This is a genomic window from Kineococcus sp. GCM10028916 (genome assembly GCF_042674865.1).
Classification (GTDB): Bacteria; Actinomycetota; Actinomycetes; order Actinomycetales; family Kineococcaceae; genus Kineococcus.
Genome location: NZ_JBHTFM010000004.1, coordinates 1 through 16713, shown reverse-complemented (window position 1 = coordinate 16713; position 16713 = coordinate 1). Strand labels below are relative to the sequence as shown.

The 16713-nt window shown below is 72.6% G+C and carries 18 protein-coding genes; 3 read left to right on the top strand and 15 right to left on the bottom strand.

The features are described 5' to 3' along the window. The 15 genes from ACFQ46_RS06875 to ACFQ46_RS06805 form a co-directional block, all read right to left on the bottom strand. Window positions 1-325: superoxide dismutase (locus ACFQ46_RS06875; RefSeq protein ID WP_380258508.1), on the bottom strand; the 325-nt coding region annotated here is incomplete at its 3' end. Window positions 326-359: 34 nt separating this feature from the next. After that, window positions 360-1310: a PDR/VanB family oxidoreductase gene (locus ACFQ46_RS06870; RefSeq protein WP_380258506.1), complete on the bottom strand. Its 951-nt coding sequence runs from the start codon at window positions 1308-1310 to the stop codon at window positions 360-362. Continuing rightward, complete coding sequence (locus ACFQ46_RS06865) at window positions 1303-2091, bottom strand: MOSC domain-containing protein (protein ID WP_380258504.1); 789 nt, start codon at window positions 2089-2091, stop codon at window positions 1303-1305. Before ACFQ46_RS06865 ends, ACFQ46_RS06870 begins: the two co-directional genes overlap by 8 nt. A 32-nt stretch (window positions 2092-2123) precedes the next feature. After that, complete coding sequence (locus ACFQ46_RS06860; RefSeq protein WP_380258502.1) at window positions 2124-2783, bottom strand: GntR family transcriptional regulator; 660 nt, start codon at window positions 2781-2783, stop codon at window positions 2124-2126. A 103-nt stretch (window positions 2784-2886) separates the two neighbouring features. Next, window positions 2887-3267 (bottom strand): hypothetical protein, encoded by a 381-nt coding sequence (locus ACFQ46_RS06855; RefSeq protein ID WP_380258500.1) that lies wholly within the window; start codon window positions 3265-3267, stop codon window positions 2887-2889. Between the two features lie 24 nt (window positions 3268-3291). Continuing rightward, window positions 3292-4485, bottom strand: a complete 1194-nt coding sequence (locus ACFQ46_RS06850; RefSeq protein ID WP_380258498.1) for an ABC transporter substrate-binding protein — start codon at window positions 4483-4485, stop codon at window positions 3292-3294. A 59-nt stretch (window positions 4486-4544) separates the two neighbouring features. Beyond that, window positions 4545-5471, bottom strand: coding sequence for an ABC transporter permease (locus ACFQ46_RS06845; protein ID WP_328292300.1), 927 nt, complete (start codon window positions 5469-5471; stop codon window positions 4545-4547). Window positions 5472-5476: 5 nt separating this feature from the next. Continuing rightward, window positions 5477-6337 carry an ABC transporter permease gene (locus tag ACFQ46_RS06840; RefSeq protein WP_328292301.1) on the bottom strand — a complete coding sequence of 287 codons (861 nt, stop codon included), beginning with the start codon at window positions 6335-6337 and terminating at the stop codon, window positions 5477-5479. Then, on the bottom strand, window positions 6334-8082 hold the full coding sequence (locus tag ACFQ46_RS06835) for an oligopeptide/dipeptide ABC transporter ATP-binding protein (RefSeq protein WP_380258496.1): 1749 nt from the start codon (window positions 8080-8082) through the stop codon (window positions 6334-6336). Before ACFQ46_RS06835 ends, ACFQ46_RS06840 begins: the two co-directional genes overlap by 4 nt. Continuing rightward, window positions 8079-8984 (bottom strand): polysaccharide deacetylase family protein, encoded by a 906-nt coding sequence (locus ACFQ46_RS06830; RefSeq protein ID WP_380258494.1) that lies wholly within the window; start codon window positions 8982-8984, stop codon window positions 8079-8081. Before ACFQ46_RS06830 ends, ACFQ46_RS06835 begins: the two co-directional genes overlap by 4 nt. Beyond that, on the bottom strand, window positions 8981-10501 hold the full coding sequence (locus ACFQ46_RS06825) for an amidohydrolase family protein (RefSeq protein WP_380258492.1): 1521 nt from the start codon (window positions 10499-10501) through the stop codon (window positions 8981-8983). Before ACFQ46_RS06825 ends, ACFQ46_RS06830 begins: the two co-directional genes overlap by 4 nt. Further along, window positions 10498-11220 (bottom strand): aspartate/glutamate racemase family protein, encoded by a 723-nt coding sequence (locus ACFQ46_RS06820; protein ID WP_380258490.1) that lies wholly within the window; start codon window positions 11218-11220, stop codon window positions 10498-10500. The genes ACFQ46_RS06825 and ACFQ46_RS06820 overlap by 4 nt, the downstream gene beginning before the upstream one ends. Further along, window positions 11217-12101, bottom strand: a complete 885-nt coding sequence (locus tag ACFQ46_RS06815; RefSeq protein WP_380258488.1) for a carbohydrate kinase family protein — start codon at window positions 12099-12101, stop codon at window positions 11217-11219. Before ACFQ46_RS06815 ends, ACFQ46_RS06820 begins: the two co-directional genes overlap by 4 nt. Next, entirely contained in the window at window positions 12094-13272 is a 1179-nt protein-coding gene (locus ACFQ46_RS06810; protein WP_380258486.1) for an SIS domain-containing protein, read from the bottom strand. Before ACFQ46_RS06810 ends, ACFQ46_RS06815 begins: the two co-directional genes overlap by 8 nt. A gap of 29 nt (window positions 13273-13301) precedes the next feature. Continuing rightward, window positions 13302-14081 (bottom strand): BtpA/SgcQ family protein, encoded by a 780-nt coding sequence (locus tag ACFQ46_RS06805; RefSeq protein WP_380258484.1) that lies wholly within the window; start codon window positions 14079-14081, stop codon window positions 13302-13304. A gap of 111 nt (window positions 14082-14192) precedes the next feature. Between ACFQ46_RS06805 and ACFQ46_RS06800 the strand changes: the two genes are divergently transcribed. The 3 genes from ACFQ46_RS06800 to ACFQ46_RS06790 all read left to right on the top strand — a co-directional run bounded on the left by ACFQ46_RS06800 (window position 14193) and on the right by ACFQ46_RS06790 (window position 16656). Beyond that, complete coding sequence (locus tag ACFQ46_RS06800; protein ID WP_380258482.1) at window positions 14193-14666, top strand: MarR family winged helix-turn-helix transcriptional regulator; 474 nt, start codon at window positions 14193-14195, stop codon at window positions 14664-14666. Then, a complete protein-coding gene (locus tag ACFQ46_RS06795) occupies window positions 14663-15850 on the top strand; it encodes an MFS transporter (protein WP_380258480.1) in 1188 nt (395 codons plus the stop codon). The genes ACFQ46_RS06800 and ACFQ46_RS06795 overlap by 4 nt, the downstream gene beginning before the upstream one ends. A gap of 86 nt (window positions 15851-15936) precedes the next feature. Next, on the top strand, window positions 15937-16656 hold the full coding sequence (locus tag ACFQ46_RS06790; protein WP_380258478.1) for a DUF222 domain-containing protein: 720 nt from the start codon (window positions 15937-15939) through the stop codon (window positions 16654-16656). Window positions 16657-16713 lie beyond the last annotated feature (57 nt).

Below are 16713 nucleotides of genomic sequence, written 5' to 3'. Positions count from 1 at the left end.
AGGAGCCGAAGCTGTCGTCGATGGCCGCGGCGAGCTCACCGACCGGCTTGTCGCCGCCGTCGGGGGAGAGGTTGGGCCAGAAGACGGAGTGGTTGACGTGTCCGCCGAGGTTGAACGCGAGGTTCTTCTCGTGCAGGTTCACGGTGGCGAAGTCGTCGCTGGAGCGGGCTTCGGCCAGCTTCTGCAGGGCGGTGTTGGCCCCGGCCACGTAGGTGGCGTGGTGCTTGTCGTGGTGCAGCTCCATGATCGCCCCGGAGATGTGGGGTTCGAGCGCGGAGTAGTCGTAGGGAAGGTCCGGAAGCGTGTAGTCGGTCGTGATCGCCATGCGGACGACCCTGCCCCCTCCAGTGCGCTGGAGGTCAAGCGGGGGCGACGGTGATCTCGCCGGTGAGCGCCCGGGAGACGCACGGCATGACGGAGCAGGCACGTTCGTCCTGGGTCAGCACGAGGTCGCGGTGGTCGGCCTCCCCCGCCACGAGACGCAGTCGGCAGGTGCCGCAGGTTCCGGACTCGCAGGAGGAGTCGACGTCGAGACCCGCGGTGCGCAGGGCGCTCAGCAGCGACCGGTCGGCGGGAACCTCGACCCGGGCCCCGGTGGGTTCCCAGACGGCGGTGAACGGGACCGGGCGAGCGCCGAGGGCGTCGACGCCGGCGAAGTCCTCGACGTGGATCCGGCTGGGGCGCCAGTGCATCGTCAGGGCGAGGACCTCGTCGATGAGCGCGGTCGGCCCGCAGCAGTAGACGCGGGTGTCCGACGCGTCACCGCCGTGGGGGTCGGCGAGGTACGGCCACAGGTCGAGGCGGCCGTGGGTGGAACTGTGGTGCAGCAGCGACCCGTCGGCGCTGAACTCGTCGAGGAACGCCGTGTCCTCCGCGCTGCGGCTGAGGTAGAGGACCTCGATCTCCGCGCCGCCGCGGGCCCGGAGTTCCCCGACCATCGCGCGGATCGGGGTGATGCCGATGCCGCCGGCGATGAAGAGGTAGCGCTTCGCGCGTTTGAGGGCGAAGTTGTTGGCGGGCCAGGTGACCTCGAGGACGTCGCCGACGCGGACGTCGTCGTGCAGGCTCACGGAACCACCCCGGCCGCCCGCGTCGCGACGCACGCAGATCGCGTACTCGCGCGGGGCCCGGGAACCGGCGTCGACGAGGCTGTAGCTGCGGCGCGGGCCCGCGGGGGTGGTCACGGTGACGTGGGCGCCGCCGCGGTAGCCGGGCAGCGCTCCCCCGGCCGGATCGCGCAGGACGAACCGGGTGACGTCGCGGGTGAGGTCGGTGCGTTCGGCGACGAGCAGGTTCAGGGCGTCAGCCAACGGGTGCTCCCACGGTGAGTTCGGCGCCGTCGTGCAGGGTCCCGCCGTCGAGGACCTCGGCGTAGAAACCCATGAACTCGTGGCCGTAGGTGGTCGAGAGCAGTCGCGGGACGGGCAGGTCGCGCTTCCCGGTGCCGGGTTCGACCTCGGTCGCCGCGCACCGGACGGTCCGCTGGGTACCGCGGAACCGGACGCCACCGAGGGTGAACTCCCGGTCGACGAGGTCGAACTCGCTCCACGCCGGCAGACCCTCGAGGTGGACGTTCCCGCGGAACCGCAGCGGGTCGACGTCGTGCCCGACGCGGGCGGCGAAGTCGCGGACCGATCCCAGGTTGACGAAGGAGACGAACTCCATCGCGCGGTCGGAGCCGTGCGCCGTGTCGGTGAACCGGCGTCCCGGCTCGCGGGCGACCACGGGTTCGATGCCCGGCGGCAGGTCGAGGACGCGGGCGTAGAAGCTCCGCAGCTCCGCCAGTCCCCCGTCGGTGCCCAGGTCCGCGGTGAGGACCCGGTGGCCGCGGACGTCGACGGTGTAGACGCCCGACGTCGGTTCCAGGTGGGTGCTCAGCCCCGCGAGGCGGGCCTCGGCGACGAGCACGAAGAACTCCCGCTTGGAGATGCCGTGCCCCAGCCCGGGTTCGTAGGCCCCGCCCGGCCGGGCCAGCGCGATCGTGCGGTCGAAGGGGACCCCGCACCCGGCGGTCAGGTCGACGTGGGTGAGCGGCTGCGGCGTCATGCCCTTGACCGGGTAGACGAAGAGTCCCTCGACGCGCGCTGCCACGACCCCAGGGTAGCGAGTGTCCGGCGCGCCCCTCAGCGCTCGTGGCGCAGGACGGCCAGCGACGGTTCCCGGTCCCGCTCGATGTGGGCGAAGGCCAGGGCCTCGGACATCCGGACGTCGCCTCTGGTGACCGCCGCCGCGAGTTCGACGTGGTCCTGGAAGGCGTTGTGGACGTCCAGCTCGGAGGTCAGGTGGAAGAGCCACTGGACCCGTCCCGACACCGACCGCATGGAGGCCTGCATCAGCACGTTGCCCGTCATCTCGACGACGACCTCGTGGAAGCGGGTGCTCGCCTCGGCGATGCGGTACGGGTCGCCCTCCTCGACGACGCGGTGGGAGTGCTCGAGGGCGTCCTCCAGCGCCGCGGTCGACGCCCCCGCGGCGACGGCCCGGGCGGCGTGGCCGGCCGCGCCCACCTCGAGCACCTCCCGCAGGTCGAAGAGGTCGTTGACCAGCCGGGTGCTCCAGGTCGTCACCACCGCCCCGCGCTGGGGGGAGGTGACGACGAAACCCTCCATCTCCAGCATCGGCACGGCCTCGCGCAGCGGAACCCGGGACACGCCCAGTTCCTCGCCGATGCGGCGCTCCACGAGTTTGTGGCCCTGGGGGTAGTCCCCGCGGATGATGAGTTCGCGCAGCCGCGCGTGGATCTGGCGGGAGAGCGAGGGCGGCTCACTGGGTGCGGCAGTCATCAACCTTGTTCTTCCGGGGTCGTCGTTCGTCCGAGGGCCTCGCGCCTGCGACGGCCCGGTCCACCGGACCGGGCCGTCGCGTCGAACCTAGCGGTCCGACGAACTACTCCTCGAGACCGAGCTTGCTGAAGTCGAGCTCGTTGGCCCCGATGTTGTGCGACGCGGCCACCCCGGTGAGCCACTTCTGGGCGAGGACCCAGTCCTTGTTGTAGGAGAGGTTGTAGTAGCACCCCGTCTTGGCGTACTCCTCCGCGGCCTTGACGTAGAGGGCGTCGTCGCCGGTGGCGACCGCCTGGTCGAGCTGGGCGTTGACGTCGGCGACCTCGCAGCCGAAGTAGTTGATCCCGCCGGAGGCGTCCCAGAACACGTGACCCCACATGTACGGGGAACCACCGTCGGGGCCGTTGTTGCCGTCGAAGAACGCGTCGGGCCCCTGCGTGGGGTCGTTGATCCAGCCGAAGACCTGCGACGTCGGGTAGGACACCGCGGTCGCCTCGATACCCAGCGCCTAGAGCTTCGCGGCCTGGATGTTCGCCATCTGCTCCGCGTTGGTGTTCCCGCTCGCGAAACCGATGGTCATGGCCGTTCCCGCCGGCAGGGTCTTGGCGTAGGCGGTCAGGACGCTCGGGTCGTAGTCGAGTTCCTGCTCGTCCGCTCCCCCGGGGATCATGCCCTTGGCGTACAGGGTGGTCGCCGGTTCGGACCGGCTGCCGAGGACCTGGTCGACGAGGGACTTCTGGTCGATGCTCTGCAGGAACGCCAGTCGCGCGTCCTGGTCCTTGAAGAAGTCCTTCGAGGGGTTGAGCGTGACGAGCGCGGACTGCAGGGTCGGGAGCATGTAGCTGGCGTAGTCGGTGGACTTCTCGTACTTCTTCAGGCTGGAGGACGGCAGCGCGGCGACGACGGCCGACACGTCCCCCTGGTCGAAGGCCAGCTGCAGGGCCGAGACGTCGGAGTAGATGGGGAGTTTCACCGTGGTGAACGGCGACTTGTCGCCCCAGTACCCGTCGTACTGCTTCAGCGTCCAGGACGTCCCCGGCTGCGCGTCGGAGATCGTGTAGGGCCCGGTGCCGACGTCGTGGGTCTGCAGGTAGGTCTGCGCGTCGTCGGACCCGGCGTTACTCTGCAACGCGGTCGGGGACTCCATCTTCGGCCCGAACGGCGAGGCGAGGTAGTCCAGGAACGCGGAGTTCGGCGCCTTGAGCGTGACGACGGCGGTGAGGTCGTCGGGGGTCGCGACGTCCTGGACGCCTTCGACCATGTACGCCGCTCCGCCTTCGACGGCGACGCGACGGTCGAAGGCGACCTTCACGGCGGCCGAGGTGAAGGGGGTCCCGTCGTGGAAGGTCACCCCGTCACGCAGGTGGAACATGTAGACGGTGTTGTCCGCGTTGACGTCCCAGGACGTGGCGAGCCGCGGCGCGATCTCGACGGAGTCCTTGTCGTTCGCGTACTGCACCAGCCCCTCGTAGGTGTTGAGGACGATCGCGAGCCCGTTGTTGGCGTAGTAGACGTCCGGGTCCGGCGGCTGGCCGATGTCCCCGAGCAGACCGACGGTCAGGGTCCCGTCGGTGGGGGCGGCGTTCGCGGCTCCCTGGTCGTCGCTGCCCCCGCCGGAACAGGCGGAGAGGGCGATCAGCGGGACGGCGGCGGCGGCGGCCAGCAACGTGCGCGTCCGCCGGCTGAACGAGCTGAACCTCATGGGTTCTCCTCAGGTGGGGTGGAGGGAGTGGAGGGGGTGGGTGGTGAACGGCCCGGGTCTCAGGCGAGACGCGGGTCCGCCGCCGTCTGGAGGACGTCGGCGAGGGTGTTCACGACCACGTAGACGGCGCCGAGGACGAGGGTCACGGCGGCGATGGCGGGGTAGTCCGAGGTCGGGATGCTGTTGGCGAGGTAGTTCCCCATCCCGGGCCAGCTGAAGACCTTCTCGACGACGACGGTCCCGGCGAAGAGGAAACCCAGCTGCAGGCCCGCCATCGACACCGACGGGCCGATGGAGTTGCGGACCACGTGCCGCGCGAGGACGCTGGCCTCCCCGAGTCCCTTGGACCGGGCGGTGCGGACGTGGTCGGCGGCCAGGGTGGTCTCCAACCCCGACCGCAGGATCCGGCCGATCGCCAGCGCCGGGGCGATGGCCAGCACGGTGGCCGGCAGGACGAGGTGCTGGAGTTCCGAACCGGGGCCGCCCTCACCGCGCCCGGACCCCGGGAGCCAGTCCAGCCGGGCGTAGAACAGGATGATCCCGGCCAGCGCCAGCAGGAACGGTGGAGCCGTGGCGGCCACCAGCAGCACCCCGCGGTAGACGCCGGCGAACCGCCAGCGCAACGCGGCCGAGGCCGCGAACAGGGTCGCCAGCAGCAGGGCGACGACGAAGGAGGCCAGCACCAGTTCCAGCGTCGCCGGGAACGCCGACGCGAGGTCGGTCGCCACCGGGCGGTGCGTCCGGTAGGAGGTGCCGAAGTCCCCCCGGACGGCGTGCCCGAGGAACCGCAGGAACTGCACGGGCCACGGGTCGTCGAGGCCGAGCCGGTGGCGTTCCGCGTCGACGGCCGCGCGGGAGGCGTTGGCCCCCAGCGCGGCCCGGGCCGGGTCCCCGGGGGAGATCTGCTGCAGCGCGAACACGACGGCGCTGAGGACGAGGAGCACGGCGACCAGCGCACCGAGCCGACGGACCACGAAGCGCAGCACGGGGTTCACCTCCGGGTTCCGAGCAGGGTGCGGATGCCGTCGCCGGCGAGGTTCGCGACGAGACTGAGCAGCAGGACCGCCGCGCCAGGGACGACGGGGACCCACCACGCGCTGAGCAGGAGCTGGGTGTTCGCGGCGGTGTCCGCCCCGAGTTCCGCGGCGGGCGAGGGTTGTCCCAGGCCGAGGAAGGAGAGTCCGGCGAGCAGTAGGACGACGTTGCCGATGTCCAGGCTGGCGGTGACGACGGCGGTGGGGACCGCCCCCGGCAGGACGTGGCGCAGGACGAGGCGGGCCCGGCCCACCCCGGCGACGCGGGCGGCCTCGACGTGCGGGCGGGTGACGATCGAGCGGACCTCGGACCGGATCAGCCGGGCGTAGTAGGGCCACCAGACGATCGACATCCCGAGCAGGGTGTTGCGCAGACCCGGCCCGAGCGCCGCCACGAGCGCGATGGCGACCAACGTCGAGGGCAGCGCCAGGAACAGGTCGGTGAGGCGCATCAGCACCGTGTCGACCCAGCCGCCGGCCACCCCCGAGGCGACCCCGACGACCCCACCCACGAGCAACCCGATCGCGACGACGGCGAGGGCGGAGAACCACGAGGTCTGCAGGCCGAAGAGGGTGCGGGAGAGGATGTCCCGGCCGATGGAGTCGGTGCCCAGCAGGTTGCCCGCCGACCCGAGGGGCAGTTGCGGGGCGGCCACCGGCTGGATCGGGTCCGCCGGGGCGAGGAACCGGGCGAACACCGCGAGGACGGTCAGCGCGCCCAGCAGGGCGACGAGGAACCAGGCGAGCCGGCGGCCGCTGCGACCGCGGCCGGTGACGACCGGGACCGTGAGCCGGCGGGTGACCAGGACGGAGCTCACGCGACCACCCCGATCTCGGGGACGGAGGCGACGAGCGCCCGGGTGTAGGGCTCGCGAGGGTTCCCGATGACCGCGTCGGCGTCCCCGAGCTCGACGATCCGGCCCGCTTCGACGACGGCGATGCGGTCCCCCATCAGCCGGGCGACCGCGAGGTCGTGGGTGACGAAGAGGACGGTCATGGCGAGCTCCTCCCGCATGTCCCGGATGAGGTTCAGGGTCGTGGCGGCGAGCGAGGCGTCCAGCGCGCTGGTCGGTTCGTCGCAGAGCAGCACCGCGGGGCGCAGGATGGTCGCCCGGGCCAGGGCGACCCGCTGGCGCTGCCCGCCGGAGAGGTCCGCGGGTCGTGAGCGGGCGAGCGAGGCCGGCAGCGAGATGGCCTCGAGGGCAGCCGCGACCCGGCGGTCGGCCTCGGCGCGCCCCAGTCGCAGCGGGGCGAGGCGTTCCCGCAGCGTCTCCCCCACGCTCAGCCACGGGGTGAGCGAGGAACCGGCGTCCTGGAACACCATCTGGGCGCCGCCCGCGGCGACGGTGATGCGCCCGGAGCGGACGGGGACGAGGCCCGCGATCGCTCGCAGGATCGTCGACTTGCCGGAGCCGCTCTCGCCCACGATGGCCAGCGCCTCCCCCGCGGGGACGCCGAAACCCACCCCGCGCACGGCCTCGACGCTGCGGCGCCGGCGCCCGTGACCGACGGTGTAGGTGCAGACGACGTCCTCGAGGAGCACCGCGAGGTCGTCCGACACCCGCGCGGCCCGCACCGGGGCGGTCGTCGCGACGGTCACGGACCGCGCCACGTCCTCGGTCGGGAACCAGCACGCGGCGCCGTGGTCCGCGCTCGGCCGGGAGGCGTCGAGGTCCGGGGTGTCGGTGGTGCAGCGCGCCACCGCCAGCGGGCAGCGGCCGCGGTAGGCGCAGCCGTGCAGGCGTTCCACGGGCGTCAGGGTGTCGCCGGTCAGCGTGGGCAGCCGGCGGTCCTTGGCGACCTGCAGCGAGAGCCGCGACCGCAGCAGACCCGCCGTGTAGGGGTGCGAGGGTTGGTTCAGCACCTGCTCGGTGGGACCCACCTCGGCGAACCGCCCCGCGTACATGACGGCGATGCGGTCGGCGATCTGCGCGGCCACGCCGAGGTCGTGGGTGATGAGCAGGACGCTGCAGCCGTGGTCGTCGCGCAGTTCGCGCAGCAGGTCGAGCAGTTGGGCCTGCACGGTGACGTCGAGCGCCGTCGTCGGTTCGTCCGCGACGACGAGGGCGGGACGCCCCGCCATCGCGATCGCGGCCATGACGCGCTGGCGCAGACCTCCGGAGAGTTCGTGCGGGTAGACCCGGAACCGCAGTTCGGGTTCGGGGACACCCATCGCGCCCAGCAGGGCGATCGCCCCCGGACGGTCCTGACCGGCTTCGACGATCTGGCGGCCGACGCGCATCGTCGGGTTCAGCGAGGTCATCGGGTCCTGGAAGATCGCCCCGAGCGCGCTGCGCCGGGCCTGGCGGCGTGCGGTCTCCGTGCCGTGGGCCATGTCGGTGTCGAGGACCCGCACCTCGCCCGTGACGTGCGGGCGGGCGGCGTCGGGCAGCAGCCCGAGGACGCTCAGCGCGAGCATGCTCTTGCCGGAGCCGGACTCCCCGACGAGGCCGACGATCTCACCGCGGGCGATGTCGAGGTCGACGCCGCGCAGCACCTCCGAGCGCACGCCGTCGCGTTCCAGGGACACGTGCAGGTCCCGCACGGTGGCCGTGGGGTTCACGCGACTCCTCCCCCGACCCGTTGCGCCGCACGCAGGTGCGCGGCGATCGCCCGGGGCTGGGTGAACCAGACGCGGTCGCGGTGGGCGCTCAGGTGCCGCAGCGCCCGGTCCAGGGCGCGCAACCGGAACGGGGCACCGGAGATGAACGAGTGCAGGACGACGCTCATGACCAGGGGTTGCTCCTCGGAGCGTTCCAGCAGTTCGTCGAACTCGTCGACGATCATGTCGGCGAACTCCCCGGCCGAGGCACCGCGGCCGACGACGGTCGTGCTGTCGTTGACCTCCAGGGCGTAGGGCAGGGCGAGGATCGACCCGGACACCGTCGCGATCGGCACCGGCCGGTCGTCCAGGCGCAGGTCGAGCAGGTACCGGTACCCGGCGGCGACGAGGTTGTCGAGCGTCGAGGTCGTGTGGGTCAGCCAGGGGCTGGACCAGCCGCCGGGCGCGGTCCCCTCCTCCGCCGCGATGCGGGCGGCGACGGCCGCGAGGTAGTCCGCCTCGCCGGCGGCGGACATCCCCTCGAGGGAGTCGGAGTTGGAGATCCCGTGGCCGACGAACTCCGCACCGAGGCGCCGCGCGGTCTCGAGGAGTTCCGGGGCGGTGTCGTAGAGGGCGGTGTTCAGCAGGACGGTCGGCGGGATCCCCGCGCGGTCGAGGCGTTCCAGCAACCGGAACGCGCCGACGCGGTTGCCGTAGTCGCGCCACGAGGTGTTCACGAGGTCGGGGGCGCTGACCTCGGGGACGATGTCCTCGGTGCGGCCCGCGCCGAACCGGTACTCCTCGAGACCGAGCGCGACGTAGACGGCCAGGCGGCGGCCGTCCGGCCAGTCCGGACCGGGGGCGGCGGTGATGGGCTGGTACTCCCAGACGGAGTGCCCGGGAGACTTCTCGTCGTGCGTCATGCGATCCACCTGTTCATTCCGACGTCGGTGCGGGCGGCCCGGCGGACCACGGCGTCGTAGGCCGGGAGCAGGGCGTCGGCCGCGGCCCACGTGCGTTGGAGAGCGGGAAGGCGGGCGGCGTGCAGTTCACGCGCCTCCGCCAGCAGTTCGGTCTCGTCCACGGAGACCACTCGGCCCGCCTCGGCGACGACGCGACCGGCGACGAGGGTCATGGCGACGCTGCCCCCGTTCTCGCAGTAGACGAGCTGGCCGCGGAGGTCGTTGAAGGGGGTGAACGCGGGGGCGTGCAGGTCGAGCAGGAGGAGGTCGGCCTGGGCGCCGACGTCGACGCGACCGATCCGGCCGGTCTGGCGCATCGCCGCCGCGCCGCCCTCCCAGAGGGCCTCGAGGACCTCGGTGGTGCTGGGCCAGTCCTCGGCGTCGAGCCCCGAGACGTTGTGCACGAGCCCCGCGGCCTTGACGACGCCCCAGGTGTTCACGGTGTCGTCGCAGATCGCCTCGTCGACGCCGAGCGCGATCGGGATGCCCCGCTCGCGCATGGCCCGGAACGGCATGACCCCGCTGCCCAGGCGCAGGTTGCTGACGGGGTTGTGGGCCACGACGGCGCCGGCGTCGGCGATGAGGTCCAGGTCGTGGTCGTCGACCCACACGGCGTGGATGACGTTGACCCGCTCGCTGAGCAGCCCGAGGTCGGCCGTGTAGCGGACCAGGCTGCGGCCGGCGAAGCGTTCCTGCCCGGTGCCCGGCACCGAGAGCGCCCGTTGCACGCGGGTCTCCAGGAAGTGGGCGAACAACGGGAGGTCGTGGCGGCGGCTGAGGTCGTCGAGGGCCGCGAAGTACTCGGGGCTGACCCGCTGCGGGGCGGAGATCGACACCGCGGCCGTGAGCCGGCCGCCGTGGCTCCCGTGCCAGTTCCCGACGAGGTGGTCGTAGGCCGCGAGGAGTTCCGGGGCCGCGGCCGGGGCGGGGGTGTTCAACGCCGCCGCGAAACCCTCGTCGGCCCCGGCCAGGAACGGGAGCTTGTCCGCGTCGGGGAGTTCGGGCTGGTCCAGGGCGACGGAGGCGCGGATCCCGCTGTCGGCGTAGGCCTGCATGACCGCGTCGATGATCTCGGGGTCCGGGGTGGGCATGAGGAACGCGTCGTCCTGCACGCTCGTCGTCCCGGTGCGCAGCATCTCCAGGGCGCCGAGCATCGTGCGCAGGTACGCCTCCCGCGGGGTCGGCGTCAGGGCCGGGTCGGCGGGGGACTCGTAGAGCATGAACGTCTCGAGCGGACGGCTGCGGAACGCGCCCTTGAGGTGGTTCGCGGGCGAGTGGAAGTGCGCGTTGACCAGACCGGGGACGAGGACGTGGTGGCCGGCGCCGTCGACGGTGCGGGCGTCGGCGGGGGCGAGTCCCCGCGCCTGCTCCCCGATCGCGGTGATGACGTCGCCGACGACGAGGAGGTCGGTGGGGCCGACCATCGCCGAGGGCCGGGCGGGGGCCCAGACCAGGACGTTGGTGAACAGGACGCTCATCCCCACACCTCGCTCGTGGTCGGGGAACCGACGGGTTCGGCCCAGGTGTTCGCCCGGGAGGTGGTGAGGCCCTGCGCGAGCAACCCTTCGAGCGCCGTGGTCGCGGCGGCGACGCCGTCGATCACGGGAACCCCCAGGGCGTTGCGCAGACCGTCGACCAGGTCGGTGAGGCCGGCGCAGCCGAGCACGACGGCCTCGGCCCGCTCCGCCACGAAGGTCTCCCGGGCCTCGCGGGCGAAGGCGTCGAAGGCGGGCCCGGCGCCGGTCTCGATCTCCGCGACGGAGACGTCGACGGCACGGACGGTGCAGCGGTGCGCCAACCCGAGTTCCTGCACGACGCGGTCCGTCATGGCGATCGTCCGCGGCGGCATGGTGATGACGCTGAACCGGTGCGCGAGCAGCGAGGCGGCCTGCAGCGCGGCCTCCGTCATGCCGACGACGGGTCCGCGGGCGAGTTCCCGGGCGGCCGGCAGACCGGTGTCCCCGAAGCAGGCGATCACGTAGCCGTCGACGCCGTCGCGTTCACCCCGTTCCACCTGTTCGAGGATCCCCGCGGCGCCGAACACCTCGTCGACGTGGGTCTCGACGGTGGCGGGGGCGCGGCGGGAGCAGGTGGCGCTGACGTGCGTGCCGGGGCGGGCGACGGCACGGGCCGCCGCGAGCACGGCCTCCGTCATGGCGACGCTGGTGTTCGGGTTCAGGACCCGGACGTGGCTCACGCGAGGCTCCCCAGATCGGCGCGGTCGGCGAGGTCGGCGAGGAGACCGGCGACGCCGTGGCCGCCGATCGCGACCCGGGCCGCGGCGGCACCCGCGCCCGCCGCCTCGACCGGATCGGCACCGGCGACGTGCGCCGCGGCGAAACCCCCGCAGAACGCGTCGCCGGCCCCGGTGGAGTCGACGGGGACGACGGCCTCGGTCGGCAGGAGGACCGTCCGGTCGGCGGTGGCGATCACGCAGCCGCGTTCGGCGGTCTTGACGACGACGACGTCCGGGCCGGCGTCGCGGAAGATCTCCGCCGCCCGCTCCAGGTCGGTCGTTCCGGCCAGGGCGACGGCCTCGACCTCGCTGGGCAGGAACACGTCGCAGGTCGCCAGCAGGTCCAGGAGTTCCCGCTCGTTCCCCACGACGTAGTCCTCCTGCAGGTCCAGGTAGATCGTCGCGCCGGTCTGCGCGCGCAGCCACGGCCCCAGGGTGAGCTGGGAACGCAGGCTCATGGCCGAGACGAGGATCCCCTCGGCGGACAGCGCGTCACCCGCGACGTCCTCGGGGTACACGGAGAGGACGTCGAAGGCCTCCTCACCGCAGAGCAGGTGCCAGGTGCGCGACCCGTCGGCGGCGTACTCGACGCGGTTGCGCACGGTCGGGATGGTCCGCGGCCGGCTGGCCTCCACCCTGATGCCGAGTTCCGCGACGGTTCCCAGCAACGTCGACGGCAGGTCGGAACCCATCGGTGCCAGCATCCGCACGTCGGTGAGCGTGCGACGCGCGGCGAGCGCGGCGAAGAGGGCGTCGCCGCCGAGGGCGGTCGTCTCCCGCCCGTCGATGACGAGGTCGTCGATCGTGAGGTTCCCGACGCAGAGCAGCGACGCCTCAGTCACCGGGGTTCTCCGCTGCGCGGAACTGCGCCATGGCCAGGAGGTAGCCGGTGAGCTGCGCGGGGAGGACGGTCACCAGCGGGCTGAGCGCCTCCGGGACCGCCGGAACGGTGATCACCCGGTCCGCGATCTCGTCGAACCCGGCCACCCCCTCGGTCGTGATGACGTAGACGCGACCGCCGAACCGCTTGGCCTCGGTGGCGGTGTGCACGGCGCGCGGCACCGACGGGCCGGCCGGCGCGATGATCCAGATCGGCTCCCCCGCCTTGAGGGAGTTGTAGTGGTGGAACTCCTCGACCTGGACCGCCTCGGCGTGGTCGGGGGTGCACTCCTTGACCTTGGCCGCGCCGATGACGGCGGAACCCCAGCTCGGGCCGGCCGCCGAGAACAGGAACGTGTCGGCGTCCCGTTCCCGTTCGGCGATCACCGCGAGGGGTTCCTCGACGTCGGCGATGACGCGTTCCATGAGGTCCGGGACGCGTTCGAGGTGCGCCGCGAGTTCCTCCGCCCCGGGCCGACCGGTGGTCCGACCGACCCGGACGGCGAGGTCGAGGAGCAGGGCCAGGGCCGTCGTGGAGGACTGGGTGGGCCAGCCGACCCGCGTGGCCTTGAGCAGCAGGGTCCGACCGCACTCGACGTCCAGCGTCGAACCCGGGGTGTTGGTGATCGCGACCGTGAGGGCGCCGGCGTGCTGGGCGACCAGGGCCGCCTCGACGGTCCGCGTCGTCTCACCGGAGCTGGAGAGGGCGATGACGAGGCTGCGCGGGGTGAGCAGGGGCGCGAGGTAGTAGGCCAGGTCGAGGCTCTGCGCGGGTTCGCAGGGGACGCCGAGCATCTGCTCGAGCGTCTGGCGGGCGGCGATGGCGACCGCGAGGGAGTCCCCGGCACCGGTGACGAACACGCGGTCGAGGTCGTGCCCGGCGATCAGCCCGGCGAGCTCGTCGAGAGCCGCGTCGTTGGCGGCGAGGGTCTCCCGGATCCGTGCCGGCTGGGCCAGGAGTTCGGGGTAGGTGGCCTCGTCGCGGGCCCGGCGCTTCGGGTCCAGCGGATGGTCGCTGGGCAGGGCCACGATCGAGGCGTGCTCGGCGGCGGAGACGCGCTGGACGACCTCCTGTTGGCGGGCGTCGAGGGGGCTGTCCGGGCCGATGAAGGGGCTGGGGGGCGTGCTGGTCACAGGGGGCTCCGTCTGGCTGGATCGGTGGTTCACGGGGTTCCCGTCGGGAGTGCGGCGCCGAAGCGGGCGGCGACCTCGGGGTCGACGCGGGCGTCGGGGGCGCTGGAGCGCTTGATGGCGCTGCCGAGGATCGCGCCGTCCGCACCGGCCACGGTGGCGTCGATGGTGGCGAGGGAGACGCGCCCGCCGACGACGAAGGGGACGTCGGGGACGAGCTCGCGCAGCTCGGCGATGTCGGTGAGGGCGTCGGGCACGCCGCTGTCGCGGGTGACGACGAGGACGTCGGCGCGGCCGAAGTCCCGGGCCTCCCGGGCGGCCCACCCGGGGGTGGAGGCGAGGGCGAGGCTCGTGGCCTCGTGGACGTCGGCCCAGACCTCGACGTCGGCGCCGATCCGCCGCCTCACGGCGGCGACGTCGTGCGCGCAGCCCTCGATCCAGCCGGTGGGCCCGACGGAGACCCCGGTGAGGACCTTCACCCGCACGAACCTGGCTCCGACGGCGTGGGCGATCGCGACGGCACTCGGTCCGTCGTTGTGGCCCACGACGACCCCGACGGGGAGGTATACCGAGTTGGTCACGGCGGCACCCACCACCGAGAGCGCGGCGACGGTGGGAGCGTCGACCCGGACGGCCTGCGGCATGTCGCTGGCGTCCTGGACCATCACGTGGGTGAAGCCGGCCCGTTGCAGGGCAAGGGCATCTTCGACGGCGCGAGCGGCGATCTCGCGGACGGGAGTGCCGGCGTAGTTGACGGCACCGGGCAGCGGCGGCAGGTGCAAGACCCCGACGAGGCGGAACGAGGAGGACACGAGCTGGACGGTATACCAGGAGAGGTTTCGTGGAGGTTTCATCTGCGTAACACCTGGAATTCCCGTTCGGCGGGTTGCCACCAGGTATGACAGTGCTGTTGTATCAGTGCTGTGACACCTTCCGACCCGACCCTGGAACCCTCCGGCCCGAAACCCGTCCTGCGGTTGCTGGCCGCCATGGACGACGAGATCGCCCGGCTCTACGTCGAGCGCGGGATGGGGCACGTCCGGCCGCGGTTCGTCCTCCCGCTGCTGCGGTTGCACCACGCCGGACCGATGACGGTGCGGGCCCTCGCCGGCGCCGTCGACGTGACCCAGTCGGCGATGAGCCAGACCGTCGCGGCGATGCGGACGGCAGGCCTGGTGCGCTCCTCCCCCGGCGCCGACGCCCGGACCCGGACCGTCGACCTCACCGACGAGGCACGTTCCGTCGTGGACTTCCTGGACGCGGAGTGGCGGGCCACCGAGGCGGCCTGGGACGAACTGCAGGCCGAGATCGCGCACCCCCTGCAGCAGAGCGTCGACGAGATGCACGCGGCCCTGGCCCGCACCCCGTTCGGCGAGCGGATCGCCCGTCGGTTGTGATCGACCTCCGGCCGCTGCGCCACCGGGGTTTCCGGAACCTCTGGGCCTCCTCCACCGCGACGGGGACGACCGCCCAGCTCGCCGGCACCGCGCTCCTGTTCCAGGTGCAGACGGAGACGGGGAACACCGTGCTGACGGGGTCGGTCGGGGCGGCGACGGCCGCAGCCACCGTGGCCGGCAACCTCGTGGGCGGAACCCTGGCCGACCGGTTCGACCGGAGGAGCGTCGTCCTCACCGCCACGGCGGTCTCGGCCGTCGCCGCGCTGGGGTTGGCCGCCGCGTCGGCGCGGGGAGGGGTCGGCGCCGTGTTCTGCCTCGTGGTCCTGCAGACCGTCGCGACGTCGTGCGGCGCTCCCGCCCGACGCACGTTCCTGCGCCGACTGCTCCCCGACCAGCTCGTCCCCGCGGGGGTCGCCCTGCTGCACCTGTCGTTCCAGATCGCCCTGCTGGGCGGCCCCGTGCTCGGGGCGCTCCTGCTGGCGAGCACCGGACCCGCACCCGCGTTCCTCGTGGACGCGATCGTGTCCCTGACGGCGCTGTTCCTGCTCCGCAGGTTGCCGGGAGTTCGCGCGAGTTCCGCCCGGGTCTCGCCGTTCGCCGGGATGTCGGAGGTGTGGCGGCGGCCCGTGCTGCGGACCGTCCTGCTCTGCGACCTGCTGGCCACCGTCCTGGCCATGCCCGTGGCCGTGTTCCCGGAGATCGCCGCCGCCCGGTTCGGCGACGCGTCGAGGTTCGGGTTCCTCCTGGCCGCCCTCGCCGTGGGCGGGGTGCTCACGGGTCTGCTGAGTTCCCGGATCACCGGCTCGGCGCGGCCGGTGCGCTTCGTCGTCGGAGGCGGCGTCGCGTGGGGTCTCGCCCTGGCCGGTTTCGGGTTCGTCGACTCCCCGGCACCGTCCCTACTGCTGCTCGTCGTGGCCGGCGCCGCCGACACGGTCTCGGTCATCGCGCGCGGCTCCCTCGTGCAACTGCACACACCGGACGAGGTGCTCGGGCGGGTGAGCGCGCTGGAAGGAGTCGTCGGGGTCGCCGGCCCGGGGGTGGGAAACCTCCGAACAGGGTCCCTCGCGCAGTTCACGTCGCCGGGGTTCTCCCTGGTCGTCGGTGGACTGAGCGCCGCGGCGGCCATCCTGTGGACGACCCGGCGAAGCTGGGGTGGTCGTGTCGGACGCTCCTGGTACAACTGAACCAGGAACTCCTATATCTATCTTTGTCGTTGCGCTGCAGTTGATGTGCTCTTATTGCGAGCAGCCCGTTCGACTACCATCAACCCATGACCGGCCTTGCCGAACGGCTCGCGGAGCTCGATCTCCGCATCGACGCCGGCCTACCCCCTGCCGAACTCATCGATGTCATCACCGCCCTCGAGAACGACAAACGCGCCCTTGCCGCCCTCCAGGTCAGAGCTACAGCGTCCTACGCCACCCAGGTGCGCGAGGCCGAGAACGTACGCGACACCACCTCCGCCGGGATCGCGCGCGAGGTCGCGCTGGCGCGCAAGTGCTCACCCCACGCGGGCGGGACCTGGCTCGGCGTCGCCGACGCCCTCACCACAGAGATGCCCCACACCCTCCGGGCCCTGCGCGACGGCAGGATCTGCGAACTCACCGCCCGCGACGTCGTCGCCCAGACCAGCCACGTCAGCGCCGAGCACCGCACCGTCGTCGATGCCGCCCTCACCCGGGAGTTCCGCCGCGCGGGCGCCACGCGCCGCGCCATCGGGGGTTCCGCCCGCGCCCTCGCCGATCAGCTCGATCCCTCCGCCGCCGTCGAACGCCGCCGGAGGGCCGAAGGCAGCCGCCGTGTCACCCTCTCCCCTGGTGAGGACTCGATGACCGTCCTCCGCGCCGTCCTCCCCATCGCCCGCGGCGTCGCCTGCGAGGCCGCACTGCGCCGCGACGCCCGCACCCTCCTCGAGAACCCCGACGAGGAACGCACCGAATCGCAGATCCGAGCCGACCTCCTCTACGAACGCATCACCGGCACTCAGTGACTGTTTCAGATGTGGGTCCATGTCGGGCATGCTGGTGCGGTGGCTGGTGATCGCAAG

Excerpts from the sequence above, each read along its gene's own strand:
- ACFQ46_RS06825 (WP_380258492.1), bottom strand. The coding sequence starts at position 10,501 with ATGAGCGTCCTGTTCACCAACGTCCTGGTCTGGGCCCCCGCCCGGCCC.
- ACFQ46_RS06850 (WP_380258498.1), bottom strand. The coding sequence starts at position 4,485 with ATGAGGTTCAGCTCGTTCAGCCGGCGGACGCGCACGTTGCTGGCCGCC.
- ACFQ46_RS06790 (WP_380258478.1), top strand. The coding sequence starts at position 15,937 with ATGACCGGCCTTGCCGAACGGCTCGCGGAGCTCGATCTCCGCATCGAC.
- ACFQ46_RS06860 (WP_380258502.1), bottom strand. The coding sequence starts at position 2,783 with ATGACTGCCGCACCCAGTGAGCCGCCCTCGCTCTCCCGCCAGATCCAC.
- ACFQ46_RS06830 (WP_380258494.1), bottom strand. The coding sequence starts at position 8,984 with ATGACGCACGACGAGAAGTCTCCCGGGCACTCCGTCTGGGAGTACCAG.